This is a genomic window from Streptomyces milbemycinicus, assembly GCF_002154605.1.
GTDB lineage: Bacteria > Actinomycetota > Actinomycetes > Streptomycetales > Streptomycetaceae > Streptomyces > Streptomyces milbemycinicus.
Map to the genome: position 1 here is coordinate 1 of NZ_MUNE01000776.1, position 15977 is coordinate 15977.

General features: G+C 70.1%; 11 protein-coding genes and 1 pseudogene. 10 read left to right on the top strand and 2 right to left on the bottom strand.

All coding sequences use genetic code 11. The features are described 5' to 3' along the window. Positions 1-382 (top strand): annotated as a pseudogene (locus CCN51_RS45895) (M1 family peptidase); the annotation flags it as partial. Positions 383-499: 117 nt separating this feature from the next. Then, entirely contained in the window at positions 500-2008 is a 1509-nt protein-coding gene (gene hflX, locus CCN51_RS45900) for a GTPase HflX (RefSeq protein WP_014175916.1), read from the top strand. Positions 2009-2193: 185 nt separating this feature from the next. Here the strand turns inward: hflX and CCN51_RS45905 are convergent, their stop codons facing one another. After that, complete coding sequence (locus tag CCN51_RS45905) at positions 2194-3345, bottom strand: trypsin-like serine peptidase (RefSeq protein ID WP_014175915.1); 1152 nt, start codon at positions 3343-3345, stop codon at positions 2194-2196. A 311-nt stretch (positions 3346-3656) separates the two neighbouring features. On the opposite strand from CCN51_RS45905, the gene CCN51_RS45910 reads away from it, so the two are divergent. The 3 genes from CCN51_RS45910 (at position 3657) to CCN51_RS45920 (ending at position 8587) form a co-directional block, all read left to right on the top strand. After that, positions 3657-5669 (top strand): IucA/IucC family protein, encoded by a 2013-nt coding sequence (locus CCN51_RS45910; RefSeq protein ID WP_014175914.1) that lies wholly within the window; start codon positions 3657-3659, stop codon positions 5667-5669. A gap of 90 nt (positions 5670-5759) precedes the next feature. Further along, entirely contained in the window at positions 5760-6455 is a 696-nt protein-coding gene (locus CCN51_RS45915) for a GNAT family N-acetyltransferase (protein WP_014175913.1), read from the top strand. 125 nt (positions 6456-6580) lie between these two features. Next, positions 6581-8587, top strand: a complete 2007-nt coding sequence (locus tag CCN51_RS45920; RefSeq protein WP_014175912.1) for an ATP-dependent DNA helicase — start codon at positions 6581-6583, stop codon at positions 8585-8587. A gap of 166 nt (positions 8588-8753) precedes the next feature. On the opposite strand, the gene lexA is transcribed toward CCN51_RS45920, so the two are convergent. Further along, on the bottom strand, positions 8754-9557 hold the full coding sequence (gene lexA, locus CCN51_RS45925; protein ID WP_014175911.1) for a transcriptional repressor LexA: 804 nt from the start codon (positions 9555-9557) through the stop codon (positions 8754-8756). Positions 9558-9989: 432 nt separating this feature from the next. On the opposite strand from lexA, the gene nrdR reads away from it, so the two are divergent. The 5 genes from nrdR to CCN51_RS45950 all read left to right on the top strand — a co-directional run. Continuing rightward, positions 9990-10508, top strand: coding sequence for a transcriptional regulator NrdR (gene nrdR, locus CCN51_RS45930; protein WP_043486625.1), 519 nt, complete (start codon positions 9990-9992; stop codon positions 10506-10508). Positions 10509-10629: 121 nt separating this feature from the next. Beyond that, positions 10630-13524: a vitamin B12-dependent ribonucleotide reductase gene (locus CCN51_RS45935; protein ID WP_014175909.1), complete on the top strand. Its 2895-nt coding sequence runs from the start codon at positions 10630-10632 to the stop codon at positions 13522-13524. Between the two features lie 231 nt (positions 13525-13755). Then, the gene (locus CCN51_RS45940; RefSeq protein ID WP_014175908.1) at positions 13756-14361 is read left to right on the top strand and encodes a YdbC family protein; all 606 of its coding nucleotides are present in this window, start codon (positions 13756-13758) and stop codon (positions 14359-14361) included. A gap of 28 nt (positions 14362-14389) precedes the next feature. After that, positions 14390-15061 carry a histidine phosphatase family protein gene (locus tag CCN51_RS45945; protein ID WP_014175907.1) on the top strand — a complete coding sequence of 224 codons (672 nt, stop codon included), beginning with the start codon at positions 14390-14392 and terminating at the stop codon, positions 15059-15061. Further along, positions 15061-15977 (top strand): ADP-ribosylglycohydrolase family protein (locus CCN51_RS45950; RefSeq protein WP_086860914.1); only part of this gene is annotated, 917 nt, incomplete at its 3' end. The genes CCN51_RS45945 and CCN51_RS45950, both read left to right, overlap by 1 nt.

Consider the following 15977-nt stretch of genomic DNA (forward strand, 5'->3'; position numbering starts at 1 on the left):
GTACAGGACCAGGGCGCTGCCGTCCGACCCCGACCACCAGATCGGCATCTTCCGCCCGATCGTCTACGACGGCAGCGCCCTGGTCCTGTACGCGCTGCGGCAGCGGATCGGGCGGGCGGCCTTCGAGCGGCTGGAGCGGCGGTGGGTGCACAAGTACCGCGACGGCGTGGCCTCGACCGCGGACTTCGTCCGGCTGGCGTCGGAGGTGGCGGGCCGCGATCTGACCGGTTTCCTGCGGCCGTGGCTGTACGGGAGGACCACGCCGAAGATGCCGGGGCACCCCGACTGGAGGCCCGACGTCAGATCCTCGGGGAGGGCCATGGCGAAAGCCGACGGAAAGGCGAACCGCCGGGCGTACGAATCCGCCGGGAAACCCGGGTGACGGCCTGGCCGCCGCGTGCGACCATCGACAGGTCGGCGCCGCGGCCGGCGGCCGGGAATCCTCCGGGTCCGCCACGCGTTGTCGACGGTGAGAGTACTCAACGACGTAAGGATCGAATTGACCCACTCCTCTTCCCTTCCGCAGGACCGGCAGCGCATCGCCTTCGCCGAGAGCCTTCGGGCCGACGCCCTGATGGAAGAGGACGTCGCCTGGAGTCACGAGATCGACCAGGAGCGTGACGGCGATCAGTACGACCGCTCCGAGCGAGCCGCGCTGCGGCGCGTCGTGGGTCTGTCCACCGAGCTGGAGGACGTCACCGAGGTCGAGTACCGGCAGCTGCGCCTGGAGCGTGTGGTGCTGGTCGGCGTCTGGACCTCCGGCACCATGCAGGACGCGGAGAACTCGCTGTCGGAGCTGGCCGCGCTCGCGGAGACCGCGGGTGCCCTCGTGCTCGACGGGGTCATCCAGCGGCGCGACAAGCCGGATCCGGCCACGTACATCGGCTCCGGCAAGGCCCGGGAGCTGCGCGACATCGTGATCGAGTCCGGTGCCGACACCGTCGTATGCGACGGTGAGCTGAGCCCCGGCCAGCTGATCCACCTGGAGGATGTCGTCAAGGTCAAGGTGGTGGACCGCACCGCCCTGATCCTCGACATCTTCGCCCAGCACGCCAAGTCCCGCGAGGGCAAGGCGCAGGTCTCGCTGGCCCAGATGCAGTACATGCTGCCGAGGCTGCGCGGCTGGGGTCAGTCGCTGTCCCGGCAGATGGGTGGCGGTGGCTCCGGAGCGGCGGGCGGCGGCGGTATGGCCACCCGCGGTCCCGGTGAGACCAAGATCGAGACCGACCGGCGCCGCATCCGCGAGAAGATGGCGAAGATGCGCCGGGAGATCGCGGAGATGAAGACCGGCCGCGACATCAAGCGGCAGGAGCGCAAGCGCCACAAGGTGCCCTCGGTCGCCATCGCCGGATACACCAACGCGGGGAAGTCCTCGCTGCTCAACCGCCTGACCGGCGCGGGCGTCCTGGTGGAGAACGCGCTGTTCGCCACCCTGGACCCGACCGTGCGCCGGGCCGAGACGCCCAGCGGGCGGCTGTACACCCTGGCGGACACCGTCGGCTTTGTGCGGCACCTGCCGCACCATCTGGTCGAGGCGTTCCGCTCCACCATGGAGGAGGTCGGCGACGCCGATCTGATCGTCCATGTGGTGGACGGCTCGCATCCGATGCCGGAGGAGCAGCTGGCCGCCGTGCGCGAGGTGATCCGCGATGTGGGCGCGGTCGACGTGCCCGAGATCGTGGTGATCAACAAGGCGGACATGGCGGACCCGCTGGTGCTGCAGCGGTTGCTGCGCGTCGAGAAGCGCGCCCTCGTGGTGTCGGCTCGTACGGGGCAGGGCATCGACGAGCTGCTCGGACTGATCGACAACGAGCTGCCGCGGCCTCAGGTCGAGATCGAGGCGCTGGTGCCGTACACCCAGGGCAAGCTGGTCGCGCGCACGCATGCCGAGGGTGAGGTGATCTCCGAGGAACACACCCCGGAGGGCACGCTGCTCAAGGCACGGGTGCACGAGGAGCTGGCCGCAGAGCTGCGGCGGTATGTGCCCGCCGGCTCCGCGCAGGGCTGACCCACACCCCTTCCACGACGAAGGCCCGCCTCCGGGGATACCGGGGGCGGGCCTTCGTCGTCTGGTCTGTATCTGTATGAACGCGGCGGGACGAACGTGGCGGCTTCCGTAAGAACGTGGCGGCTTCCGCAAGAATGTGGCGGCCGGTGCCGACCGCCATATCCCTCCGGCTTGGCCTGCCGGTTCTACTGGTTGGCGAACTTCTTGCTGACCGCGTTGTAGACGGCCTTCGCCTCAGGGCCGAGGTGCGGACCCGCCAGCCAGGTGGCGGTGGTCGGGCCGATCGAGGTGTTCGACACCAGCGCGGGCTTGCCGTCCGAGCCGGTCGCGACCCAGCCACCGCCGGACGAACCCGCGGTCATCGTGCAACCGATGCGGTACATCGTCGGCTGCTTGGCATCGAGCGAGAGCCTGCCCGGCTTGTCCGCGCACTGGTTCATCTTCTGGCCGTCGAACGGCGGCGCGGCCGGGTAGCCCGTGGCCGTGATCTTGCTGATGGACTTCACCGCAGGGGCGTTGAAGTCGACCGGCAGCGCGCCGCCGACCGTCTCCTCGAGCGACTTGCCGCCGCTGTTCTCCGGCTTCACATGCAGCACCGCGAAGTCGTACGGGGCGCCCTTGCCGCCGACGGCCGCGCCGTTGTCGATCCACTGCGAGGAGGTCTGCGCCCAGTCGGCCCACCAGACGCCCTTCGGCGCCAGCTGCTCCTTGGTGGCGTTCTCCAGCTCGTCGACCGACTTGCCGGCGTCGTTGTACGAGGGGACGAACATCAGGTTCTTGTACCAGCCGCCGCCCTTGCCCGCGTGGACGCAGTGTCCCGCCGTCCACACCAGGTTGGACTTGCCCGGGTGCGCCGGGTCCTGCACGACGGTGGCGGAGCAGACCATCGAGCCCTCGGGGCCGTCGAAGAAGACCTTGCCCGCCTCGGGGACGTTGGCGCTGTAGGGGCTCGAGACCTCCTTGGCCGCGACCGGCTGAGGGTCGGGGTCGGTGACGCCCTGGTCGCCCGAGATGTCGTTGTCGTCGACCGGGGTGTCGGGCTCCTGGGCCTCCTTCATCCGGTCAGGCTTCCACAGGTCCTTGATGATCGGGTTGATGAAGTCGCCGGCCTCACGCAGCCAGTCGTCCTTGTCCCACTTGTTCCAGGCGCCGTTCTTCCACTTGTCCAGGTCGACCCCGAGCTCCTTCAACTTGTCGTTGAGGTTGTCGGGAAGGGTGATGTCCCCTGCGCTCTGCGACGACGAGGCACTCGGCTCGGACCCCGCGTTGTCGTCCGAGGGGCCGCACGCCGTAGCGGTCAGCGCCAGCACCGAGGCGATCGCCGCGGCGGCCAGCACGGGGGAGTTGCTGCGGGCGCGCAGCGCCCTCCACCTGGACCCTGGACGTGAGGCTGGCTGGCGATTGGATGGCATGGGCGGAACTCCCCCTGATGTTCTGGGCTGCTCTGAGTGCTGCTGTGAAATTGTCATGCACCGCCCCGATCAGGGGACGGCCCCCACTATGCCGGTGCCGCCTACGACGGCCACAGCCGGGTCCTTGGTTCCCGGCCACATGGATCTGCCGGTTGCCCGTGATCCCGCGCCCCGCGCGTCGTTGGTACGTGCGGGGGACAGCCGAAAGGCGTTCAGCAGCAGGAGGACCGACAGCCGTGCCCGCACCCGATATGCCGCACTCCCCCGGGGAACACCGCCCACACCTCCCGCCGGCACCGCAGACCGCTGCCGGGGCCCATGGTGAGGAAGCCCATGGCAAGGAGGCCCACGACGAGGGGGGTGCCGAGGCGGCGGCCGTCCCACGGCAGGGCCGCCGCGCCGACGGCGTCCACGAAGGTGCCCACAACACTGCCCCGGACGATGCCCTGGACCACCCCGACCCCTGGGCCGCGGCGGACGCCTGCGCCACCGAGAACCTGCTGCGCTGCTGGGCGCGCGAGAGCGGTGTGGTGCCCCCCGCCGTCGGCACTTGGCGCACCCCGCTCCCCGCCGCCGGCACCGCCCTGCTGGTGCCCGTGCGCCACTGGTCCGCCACCGGATGGCACCGCTTCGGCCCGCCCGCGCTCGACGGCGGCGCCCCGGACGCGCCCGCCCTCGACGCGGTCACGCTCGCGGCGCTCCTCGGCCGGGAGGCGGCCTACGGCCCCGAGCGTCACAGCTCCCGGGCAACGGTCACCGAACTCGTCGGCCGGGTCGCGGACTCCGTGCGAAACACCGCCCAATTCCTGTCCGCCCGACGGGCCACGCCCGCCGACCCCGCGACGGACACCCCCTTTCTGACCGCCGAACAGTCCCTTCTCCTGGGTCACCCCCTCCACCCCACCCCTAAGAGCCGCGAAGGGCTCTCCGAGGCCGAATCGCCTCTCTTCTCACCGGAGTCGCGTGGCTCCTTTCCCCTGCACTGGTTCGCCGTCGACCAGTCCGTCCTGGCCCGCGACTCGGCCTGGACCGAACGCGGCCGGACCGTGCCCGCCGAACGGCTCGCCCTCTCGCTCGCGGGCCCGGACCTCGAACGACCGCCCGGCACCGTGCCATTGCCGCTGCACCCCTGGCAGGCCCGGGAGATCCGGTACCGCCCGGAGGCCACGGCGCTCTTCGACGCGGGGCTGCTGCACGACCTGGGACCGGCCGGCGAGCACTGGCACCCCACCTCCTCCGTCCGCACCGTCTACCGGACCGGCGCACCCGCGATGCTCAAGCTGTCGCTCGCCCTGCGGATCACCAACTCCCGCCGCGAGAACCTGCGCAAGGAGCTGTGGCGCGGTGTCGAGGTGCACCGGCTCCTGCGCAGCGGCCTCTCCGGGCAGTGGCGGGCGGCCTGCCCGGGGCGCCCCGGCTTCGACATCGTCCGCGACCCCGCCTGGCTCGCGGTCGACAGCCCCGACGGCACCCCGCTGAGCGGACTCGACGTCGTCATCCGGCACAACCCGTTCGGCCCGGGCGACGAGGCCGTATGCCTGGCCGGTCTCACCGCGCTCCGCCCCTGGCCGGACCGGAGGGCGATGTGCTCACGGCTCGCCCGGATCGTCGCCCGTATCGCCGCCCGCACCGGCCACCGCCCGGCGACCGTCAGCATCGAGTGGTTTCTGCGCTATCTGCACACCGTCGTACGGCCCGTGCTCTGGCTGGACGGCGAGGCCGGTATCGCCCTGGAGGCACACCAGCAGAACACCTTGGTACTGCTCGACCCCGACGGCTGGCCGGCCGGCGGCCGCTACCGCGACAACCAGGGGTACTACTTCCGTGAGTCCCGGCGCGCCGAACTCCAGCGGCGACTGCCCGAAATCGGCGCCCACAGCGACACCTTCGTCTCCGACGAGGTCGCCGACGAACGGTTCGCCTACTACCTCGGTGTCAACAACGTCCTCGGTCTGATCGGGGCGTTCGGCTCCCAGCGGCTTGCTGATGAGCGCCTTCTGCTGGCCGCGTTCCGCCGCTTCCTCGCCGAGGCCGCGTCCGGCCCCGCGAAGATCCGCTCGACACTGCCCGCCAGCCTCCTGGAGGCGCCCAACCTGCGCTGCAAAGCCAACCTGCTCACCCGGCTGCGCGGCCTGGACGAACTTGTGGGACCGGTGGACACCCAGTCCGTCTATGTCACCATCGCCAACCCCCTTTTCCGCTCGGTGACGCCCGTGATGCCCACGACATCCATGACGTCCATGGCGTGACTCCCCGGCATGACATCCATGGCGTGACACCCGCGCCGACGATCAGGCGCCCCCACGACGCCCCGGTAACGACGAGAGGAGAGCGTCGCCATGCCGCCCACCGACTCCGGCACCAGCTCCAGCAGCGAGGACACCCTCGATATGCGGCCCTCTGAGGAACAGGACGCACGCCTCATCGAGGAGCACCTTGCCGGTCCGGCGGCTCCCGATCGGCCGGACCTGCTCGACCAGGTCGCCCAGTGGGGGCCCGTCGGCACGGCGGTGGGTGCCTTCCAGCTCGTCCCCGTCCACCTCGAGCGCGATGTCGAGCTCATTGCCCGCTGGATGAACGACCCGGCCGTCTCCGCCTTCTGGGCACTGTCCGGCCCGCATGAGACCACCGCGCGGCACCTGCGCGACCAGCTCGACGGCGACGGCCGCAGTGTGCCCTGCCTGGGGGCCCTGGACGGGGTACCGATGAGCTACTGGGAGGTGTACCGCGCCGACCTCGCCCCCCTCGCCCGGTATTACCCGGCCCGGCCGCAGGACACGGGTCTCCACCTGCTCCTCGGCCGCGTATGCGATCGGGGCCGGGGTATCGGCACGGCTCTGCTGCGCGCCGTCGCCGATCTCGTCCTCGACCGGCGACCCTCCTGCGGCCGCGTGGTCGCCGAACCCGATCTGCGGAACACCCCCTGCGTCGCCGCCTTCCTCGGCGCCGGCTTCCGGCTGTCCGCCGAGGTGGAACTGCCCGACAAACACGCGGCCCTCATGCTGCGGGATCGCACCCTGCGCCACCTCCTGTGATCCACCGGCACCACTTCGAGCCTCTGATTCGCGCTTCTGATCTGAATACACCGCCCGACCCGTTCAGGTTCCGCGTCAGGAGTCTCGCCCGTGATGTCAGTGCTGCCGCGTAGGCTGACTCTCCTATGACTGCATCGTCCCCGCCTCCCCTCGCCGACCTGCTGCATGCCGCCGTCACCGCCGTGGGCGGCACCGAGCGCCCTGGCCAGACCGCCATGGTCGAAGCCGTAGCCGAGGCGATCGACGACAACGCGCATCTGCTCGTCCAGGCCGGCACCGGCACCGGAAAGTCCCTCGGCTATCTCGTGCCCGCCATCGCCCATGGAGAGCGTGTCGTCGTCGCGACGGCCACCCTCGCCCTGCAGCGTCAGCTCGTCGAGCGCGACCTGCCGCGCACCGTCGACGCCCTGCATCCGCTGCTGCGCCGCCGCCCCGAGTTCGCCATGCTCAAGGGCCGCTCCAACTACCTGTGCCTGCACCGCCTCCACGAGGGTGTGCCGCAGGAGGACGCCGAGGCGGGGGAGGCCGGGCTGTTCGACCCGTTCGAGGCGGCCGAGCCCACCAGCAAGCTGGGCAAGGACCTGCTGCGGATGCGCGACTGGGCCGATGAGACCGAGACGGGCGACCGCGACGACCTGACCCCCGGCGTCTCCGACCGCGCCTGGTCCCAGGTCTCCGTCTCCTCCCGGGAATGCCTCGGCGCGTCCAAGTGCACCTATGGCGCCGAATGCTTCGCCGAGGCCGCCCGCGAGCGGGCCAAGCTGGCCGAGGTCGTGGTCACCAACCACGCCTTGCTGGCCATCGACGCCATCGAGGGCGCGCCCGTCCTGCCGAGCCATGAGGTGCTGATCGTCGACGAGGCCCATGAGCTCGTCTCCCGGGTGACCGGAGTCGCCAGCGGCGAGCTCACCCCGGGCCAGGTCAACCGCGCGGTGCGTCGCGCCGCCAAGCTCGTCAACGAGAAGGCGGCGGACGCTCTGCAGACCGCCTCCGAGACCTTCGAGCGGCTGATGGAGCTGGCGCTGCCCGGCCGCCTCGAGGAGATTCCCGAAGACCTCGGCTATGCCCTGATGGCGCTCCGCGACGCGGCCCGTACGGTCATCTCGGCGCTCGGTGCCACGCGCGACGCCTCGGTCCAGGACGAGGACGCCGTGCGCAAGCAGGCCCTCGCCTCCGTGGAGAACATCCACCAGGTGGCCGAGCGCATCGTCGACGGGTCCGAGTACGACGTCGTGTGGTACGAGCGGCACGACCGCTTCGGCGCCTCGCTGCGCGTCGCCCCGCTCTCGGTGTCGGGTCTGCTGCGCGAGAAGCTCTTCGAGGACCGTTCCGTGGTCCTCACCTCCGCCACCCTCAAGCTCGGCGGGGATTTCAACGGAGTGGCCGCCTCGCTCGGCCTCTTTCCCGAGGGCGTCCGGGATGCCAAGGGCGAGGAGGGCGCCGCGCCCCCATGGAAGGGGCTCGACGTCGGTTCGCCCTTCGACTACTCCAAGCAGGGGATCCTTTACGTCGCCAAGCATTTGGCCCAGCCCGGTCGCGAGGGCAGCCGCTCGGACATGCTCGACGAGCTCGCCGAGCTGGTGGAGGCTGCGGGCGGCCGGACTCTTGGCCTCTTCTCCTCGATGCGCGCCGCTCAGGCGGCAGCGGAGGACCTGCGTGGCCGTCTGGACATGCCCATCCTGCTCCAGGGTGAGGAGACGCTGGGCGAGCTGATCCGCACCTTCGCGGGCGACGCCCGTACGTGTCTGTTCGGCACGCTCTCGCTCTGGCAGGGCGTCGATGTGCCCGGTCCGAACTGCCAGCTGGTGGTGATGGACCGGGTGCCGTTCCCGCGCCCCGACGACCCTCTGATGAGCGCTCGCCAGAAGGCCGTCGAGGACGCTGGCGGCAATGGTTTCATGGCGGTTGCGGCCACCCATGCCGCGCTGCTGATGGCGCAAGGGGCGGGTCGGCTGGTGCGCGCCTCCGGAGACCGCGGGGTCGTCGCCGTGCTCGACCCGCGGGTCGAGCGGGCCCGCTACGGCTCGTTCCTGCGCAAGTCCATGCCGGACTTCTGGTACACGACCGACCGCAATCAGGTGCGCCGCTCGCTGGCCGCCATCGACGCCGCGGCCAAGGCGGGTGACGCCTAGGCCGGGCCCAGGCCCCGCGTAGGGGCGCGGACACAGCAGCGGCGCGGACACACACAGCAGGGCCCCGGAACCGGCGCAGAGGTTCCGGGGCCCGGTCACTGGGCGCGGAGGGTCGGCGCGCCTGGACCTGCCGAGCTCGGACCGGCCGAGCTCAGATCCGCCGAACTCAGACCCGGCGCAGCACCGCGACCACCTTGCCCAGGATGGTCGCCTCGTCGCCCGGGATCGGCTGGTACGCGGCGTTGTGCGGGAGGAGCCACACATGGCCGTCCTCGCGCTTGAAGCGCTTGACCGTGGCCTCTCCGTCGAGCATGGCGGCGACAATGTCGCCGTTCTCCGCGACGGGCTGGCGGCGGACCGTCACCCAGTCGCCGTCGCAGATGGCAGCCTCGATCATGGAGTCGCCGACCACCTTCAGGACGAAGAGCTCACCGTCTCCGACCAGCTGCCGGGGGAGCGGGAAGACGTCCTCGACCGACTCCTCGGCGAGGATGGGGCCACCGGCCGCGATCCGGCCGACGAGGGGAACATACGAGGCGGCGGGCTTGCCGGTGGTGTCGGCGGGCTGGGTGCTGGGCTGGTCGGAGCCGCGCACCTCGTATGCCCGGGGCCGGTGCGGGTCGCGGCGCAGGAAGCCCTTGCGCTCCAGGGCCATGAGCTGATGGGCGACGGACGAGGTGCTGGAGAGGCCCACCGCCTGCCCGATCTCACGCATGGACGGCGGGTAGCCGCGGCGCTGCACAGAGTCGCGAATGACTTCGATGACTCGACGCTGCCGGTCGGTCAGCCCGGAGCTGTCCGCCCGGATCCCTGGAGGTCGGCCGGGTAGGGAGCGCGTGGGCTTCTGCCCCTCCGGGTTCGTGGCTGCGTCATTCATCGCGTGGCCCTGGTTCATCGCATGCGTGTGTTCGAGTCGGCTCTGGGAGCGCTCCTGGGTGGTGATGGTGGCGCTCTCTGTGGTGGTGGTCACGACGGCCCCTCTCGAGATGTTCTCCCTAGTAGGGCAACGGTAGTTGCTTTCGAAAGGTTGCGCCAAACACACGTTCGAGTGAAATTTCGCAGATGAGCTGACGTGATCACAGGATTGGGTGTATGGGGCGGCTGGTTCGATGGTCGGCTGGGGCGGCGTCCAGTGTGACACCCTCACCCCCGTGGCACGGGGGCCGGTGGGCTTCGCGTAGTCTCGTGCCTGCTCGCGGGGCGGGACACGCCATTGTGGCGGGTGAGTGTCAAGCACCACATCTAGTGGTTTGATGGATGGTAGCCGCCCACAAGTTGTGGTCCCCGGTCATTCACGGCCGAGTACTTCGCCTATGCTTGTGGCTGCTTCGAAAGGCCCGTGAGGGTCGGTCGGAGCATGTCAGCCATGCGCCGTTCTTGAGGGTGAGGAGGGTACGGAGTCATGCACTGCCCCTTCTGTAGGCACCCCGACAGTCGAGTCGTCGACAGCCGGACCACAGACGACGGTTGTTCGATCCGCAGGCGCCGCCAGTGCCCCGACTGCTCGCGCCGCTTCACGACTGTGGAGACCGCGTCGCTGATGGTGATCAAGCGGAGTGGGGTCACCGAGCCCTTCAGCCGCGACAAGGTCATCTCCGGGGTGCGCAAGGCGTGCCAGGGCCGCCCGGTCACCGAGGACGCCCTCGCCAAGCTCGGCCAGCGGGTGGAGGAGGCCGTACGGGCCACCGGCAGCGCGGAGCTGTCCACCCATGACGTGGGGCTCGCCATACTCGGCCCGCTCCAGGAGCTCGACCTCGTCGCGTACCTCCGCTTCGCCTCCGTCTACCGCGCCTTCGACTCCCTCGAAGACTTCGAGGCCGCGGTCACGGAGCTGCGCGACCAGCAACGGCCTCCCGCGAACGACCGCGGGCCCGGCGCCGACGGGGCCGCGGAGGTCCCCGCGTCCGCCGCCGCCGACTGAGTCACTGAGTCGCGGCGATCAAGGCTTGCCGGGGGCGAGATGCCCCCGGATGAACGACATACACCGTGCCATGGGAAGAAATGGGCACATCAGGGCGTTTTTGCCCGTACAGGGAGGCGGAATGACAGAGACGACGAGCGGCCCCGCGCGAGGCTCCCGCTCCAAGGGCAGCAAGGCGGCCAAGGGTCTGCGTATCGAGCGCATCCACACCACCCCCGGCGTGCATCCGTACGACGAGGTGGTCTGGGAGCGCCGTGACGTCGTCATGACCAACTGGCGCGACGGGTCGATCAACTTCGAACAGCGTGGCGTCGAGTTCCCCGACTTCTGGTCGGTGAACGCGGTCAACATCGTCACGAGCAAGTACTTCCGTGGCGCGGTCGGCTCTCCGGAGCGCGAGTCGAGCCTGAAGCAGCTCATCGACCGGGTGGTGCGCACCTACCGCCAGGCCGGCGAGGACAACGGCTACTTCGCCTCCCCCGCGGACGCCGAGATCTTCGACCACGAGCTCACCTACGCCCTGCTGCACCAGGTCTTCAGCTTCAACTCGCCGGTGTGGTTCAACGTCGGAACCAAGCAGCCGCAGCAGGTCAGCGCCTGCTTCATCCTCTCGGTCGACGACTCCATGGAGTCGATCCTCGACTGGTACAAGGAAGAGGGGATGATCTTCAAGGGCGGCTCCGGCGCCGGCCTGAACCTCTCCCGTATCCGCTCCTCCAAGGAACTGCTCTCCTCCGGTGGCAACGCCTCCGGCCCGGTCTCCTTCATGCGCGGCGCCGACGCCTCCGCCGGAACGATCAAGTCCGGTGGCGCCACTCGCCGTGCCGCCAAGATGGTCGTCCTCGACGTCGACCACCCGGATGTCGAGGCCTTCATCGAGGCCAAGGTGAAGGAGGAGGAGAAGATCCGCGCCCTGCGCGACGCGGGCTTCGACATGGACCTGGGCGGCGAGGACATCACGTCCGTCCAGTACCAGAACGCCAACAACTCGGTCCGGGTGAACGACACGTTCATGAAGGCCGTGGAGTCCGGCTCGAAGTTCGGTCTGCGCGCCCGCATGAGCGGCGAGATCCTCGAAGAGGTCGACGCCAAGTCGCTCTTCCGCAAGATGGCCGAGGCCGCCTGGGCCTGCGCCGACCCGGGCATCCAGTACGACGACACGATCAACCACTGGCACACCTCGCCGGAGACGGGCCGGATCACCGCCTCCAACCCGTGCAGCGAGTACATGCACCTGGACAACTCCTCGTGCAATCTGGCCTCGCTCAACCTGATGAAGTTCCTCGACGACGATGAAGCGGGCCACCAGCGCTTCGACGCCGAGCGCTTCGCCAAGGTCGTCGAGCTCGTCATCACCGCGATGGACATCTCCATCTGCTTCGCGGACTTCCCGACCCAGAAGATCGGCGAGACCACCCGCGCCTTCCGCCAGCTGGGCATCGGCTACGCCAACCTCGGCGCTCTGCTGATGGCCACCGGCCACGCCTACGACAGCGACGGCGGCCGGGCCCTGGCCGGGGCCATCACCTCGCTGATGACCGGCACGTCCTACCGGCGCTCCGCCGAGCTGGCCGCGGTCGTCGGCCCGTACGAGGGCTATGCCCGCAATGCCGACGCCCACAAGCGCGTCATGAAGCAGCACTCGGACGCCAACGGCGCCGCCAAGCGCATGGACGACCTGGACACGCCGGTGTGGGCCGCGGCCACCGAGGCCTGGCAGGACGTGATCCGCCTCGGCGAGAAGAACGGCTTCCGCAACGCCCAGGCGTCGGTGCTCGCGCCGACCGGCACCATCGGCCTCATGATGGACTGCGACACCACGGGCATCGAGCCGGACCTGGCCCTGGTCAAGTTCAAGAAGCTCGTCGGCGGCGGGTCGATGCAGATCGTGAACAACACGGTCCCGAAGGCGCTCAAGCGGCTCGGCTACCAGCCCGAGCAGGTCGAGGCGATCGTCGCCCACATCGCCGAGCACGGCAACGTCATCGACGCGCCGGGGCTCAAGTCCGAGCACTACGAGGTGTTCGACTGCGCCATGGGCGACCGCTCCATCTCGCCGATGGGCCATGTGCGCATGATGGCCGCTGCCCAGCCCTTCCTGTCGGGCGCGATCTCCAAGACGGTCAACATGCCGGAGTCGGCCACCGTCGAGGAGATCGAGGAGATCTACTTCGAGGGCTGGAAGCTGGGCCTGAAGGCTCTGGCGATCTACCGCGACAACTGCAAGGTCGGCCAGCCCCTCTCGGCCAAGAAGAAGGAGGAGAAGCCCGCTGAGCAGGCCGAGCCCGAGGCCGAGAAGGTCATCGAGTACCGCCCGGTCCGCAAGCGCCTCCCCAAGGGCCGTCCCGGCATCACGACCTCCTTCACGGTGGGCGGCGCCGAGGGCTACATGACGGCGAACTCCTACCCGGACGACGGCCTCGGCGAGGTCTTCCTGAAGATGTCCAAGCAGGGCTCGACCCTCGCGGGCATGATGGACGCCTTCTCGATCGCCGTCTCGGTCGGCCTGCAGTACGGCGTGCCGCTGGAGACCTACGTCTCGAAGTTCACCAACATGCGCTTCGAGCCGGCCGGGATGACGGACGACCCGGACGTGCGGATGGCGCAGTCGATCGTCGACTACATCTTCCGCAGGCTGGCGCTGGACTTCCTGCCGTTCGAGACCCGGTCGGCGCTCGGTATCCACTCCGCGGAGGAGCGTCAGCGCCACCTGGAGACCGGTTCGTACGAGCAGTCCATCGACGACGCCGAGGTGGACGTCGAGGGCCTGGCACAGTCGGCCCCGCGCCATGTGGACGCCCCGCAGGCCGCCACCTCCAAGCCGCAGGCCGCCACCTCCAAGCCGCGGGCCGTCGCCCCGGCGCCCAAGCAGGCCCACAGCTCCACCGAGCTCGCCGAGATCCAGTTCGGGCTGAACGCCGACGCGCCGCTGTGCTTCTCCTGCGGGACGAAGATGCGCCGGGCGGGCAGCTGCTACCTGTGCGAGGGCTGCGGCTCGACCAGCGGCTGCAGCTGATCACCGGCCCCTCGCGGATGAACCGCTGAGGCGGGGTGCGGGCCCTCGGCCCGCACCCCGCCTTTGTCGCTGCCTTTGTCGCTCCGGGGAATGCGCCTGGTCGCTCTGAGGGGTGCGCCAGGCGTACGGCCGAGCGGATCCTCGAACGTGCTGCCGCCGGGCGACCCCCATGCGTAGCCGGACTCCTTCAGTCCGTGATGCGGGCCACCTTCGGGGCCGTACGATGGCGCGGTGCTGGTCAAGTGGATTCGCTGCACCGTGGTGGACCGCCGCGGTTTCGAGCGGGGGCAGCGGAAGTGGGCGGGGTTGCTCGGCGAACCGGGTTTCCGGGGGCAGGGCGGCGGCTGGAGCCGGGGGCGGCCGAATGTGGCGCATATCTTCGCGTTCTGGGAGAGCAGAGCGTTCTACGACTCCTTTATGGCGCGCTCCCACGACCGGTTGGCGGCCGCGCAGTCGGGCACGTACCGGGACATGCAGGTGCGGCTGTTCGAGCATCGCTTCGATGTGAAGGTGGGCTTCCAGCCGCGGTTCACGGACGCGGACGTGGTACGGGTGGCGCACTGCCGGGTCCACCCGGACCGGGTGGAGCACTTCACGCTGGTGCAGGAGAAGGTGTGGAATCCGGCGATGGCCGGGTCGCCGGGGATGGTGCGCGGGGTGTTCGGTGAGGCTCCCGGCGGTGAGTTCCTGGTGCTGTCGATGTGGAATTCGGCCGCCGAGCACGGCAAGTACCGCGTGGAACGGGTGGAACGGCTCGCCTTGCGCGCGCAGACCGAGGCGGACGTAGCGGCGATCGCGGGCGATGTCGTGGGGGTCGAGTCCTCCTGGACGGTGTGAGCCGGGGCCGGTGGCCTAGGGTGGCCGCATGGCACGACCCCGGCGCATCGTTCTCGTACGGCACGGCGAATCGGAGGGGAACGTTGACGACACGGTGTACGAGCGGGTGCCCGACCATGCCCTGAGCCTGACGGAGACCGGGCGGCGGCAGTCCGTCGAGGTGGGGAAGCGGTTGCGCGCGATCTTCGCCGACGAGCGGCTCTCGGTCTATGTCTCGCCGTACCGACGCACCCACCAGACCCTGGAACTGCTCGGCCTCGACCCGTCGCGCACCCGCGTCAGGGAGGAGCCGCGGCTGCGCGAACAGGACTGGGGAAACTGGCAGGACCGGGAAGACGTCCGTAAGCAGAAGGCATACCGGGACGCCTACGGGCACTTCTTCTACCGCTTCGCCCAGGGCGAGTCGGGCGCCGACGTCTACGACCGGGTGGATGCCTTCCTGGAGAGCCTGTGGCGTAGCTTCGAGGACCCCGCCCATCCGCCGAATGTCCTGCTGGTGACCCATGGGCTGACCATGCGGCTGTTCTTCATGCGGTGGCTGCACTGGACCGTCGCGGAGTTCGAGTCGCTGTCCAACCCGGACAACGGCGAGACACGGGCCCTGGTGCTCGGCCCCGACGGGCGGTACCACCTCGACCGGCCCTTCGAGCGCTGGTGCGCTCCCGAGCCCTATGGCCTTACCAGTTGGAGTGCGCGCTGATGACCGGAGACCGATTCCAGCGGGCCCTGCGGAGCCTGCGCGGGCTGGCCGTGGGCGACGCCCTCGGCTCCCAGTTCTTCGTACCTGTCAACTATCCGCTGCTGGGGCGGCGCGAGCTGCCGCCCGGCCCCTGGCAGTGGACCGATGACACCGAGATGGCCGGCTCCGTGCTGGCCGTCCTGGTCACCCACGGCCGTATCGACCAGGACGCGCTCGCCCATTCCTTCGCCGAGCACCATGACTTCGACCGCGGCTACGGGCCCGCGGTGAACCGGATGCTCCGGCTGATCAGAGAGGGCGGCGACTGGCGGGAGCTGGCCGCGGGCCTGTTCCAGGGGCAGGGTTCGTGGGGCAACGGCGCCGCGATGCGGATCGCGCCGCTGGGCGCCTGGTACGCGGGCGACCCGGAGCAGGCCACGCACCAGGCGGAGATCTCCGCGTACACCACGCACCAGCACCGGGAAGCCGTGGCGGGGGCGATGGCGGTGGCCGCGGCGGCGGCGCTGGCTGCCGACCCGGCGGGCGTCGGCGGGCCGAACGCCGTGCTGGACCGGGTGATCTCGCTCGTCCCGCGCAGCGCCGTCCAGGCGGGGCTGCGCCGCGCCCGTGACATGCTCGACTACGCGGACGCGGGGACCGTCGCCGCGGTGCTCGGCTGTGGCCGCCGCACCAGCGCGCACGACACCGTGCCGTTCGCCCTGTGGTCGGCGGTCCGGCACCTCGGCGCGTTCGAGGAGGCGTTCTGGACGACCGCCCAGGTGGGCGGGGATGTGGACACCAACTGCGCCATCGTCGGAGGCGTGATCGCGGCCGCGGCGGCCGCGATCACGCCTCCGACGATGGCGCAGTTGGTGTCCACATCCCCGCCCACCTGGGCGGTCGTCCAGAACGCCTCCTCGAACGCGCCGAGGTGCCG

What these genes read in the sequence shown, in the direction of transcription:
- CCN51_RS45915 (WP_014175913.1), top strand. Translation starts at nt 5,760, where the DNA reads ATGCCGCCCACCGACTCCGGCACCAGCTCCAGCAGCGAGGACACCCTC.
- CCN51_RS45920 (WP_014175912.1), top strand. Translation starts at nt 6,581, where the DNA reads ATGACTGCATCGTCCCCGCCTCCCCTCGCCGACCTGCTGCATGCCGCC.
- nrdR (WP_043486625.1), top strand. Translation starts at nt 9,990, where the DNA reads ATGCACTGCCCCTTCTGTAGGCACCCCGACAGTCGAGTCGTCGACAGC.
- CCN51_RS45935 (WP_014175909.1), top strand. Translation starts at nt 10,630, where the DNA reads ATGACAGAGACGACGAGCGGCCCCGCGCGAGGCTCCCGCTCCAAGGGC.
- CCN51_RS45945 (WP_014175907.1), top strand. Translation starts at nt 14,390, where the DNA reads ATGGCACGACCCCGGCGCATCGTTCTCGTACGGCACGGCGAATCGGAG.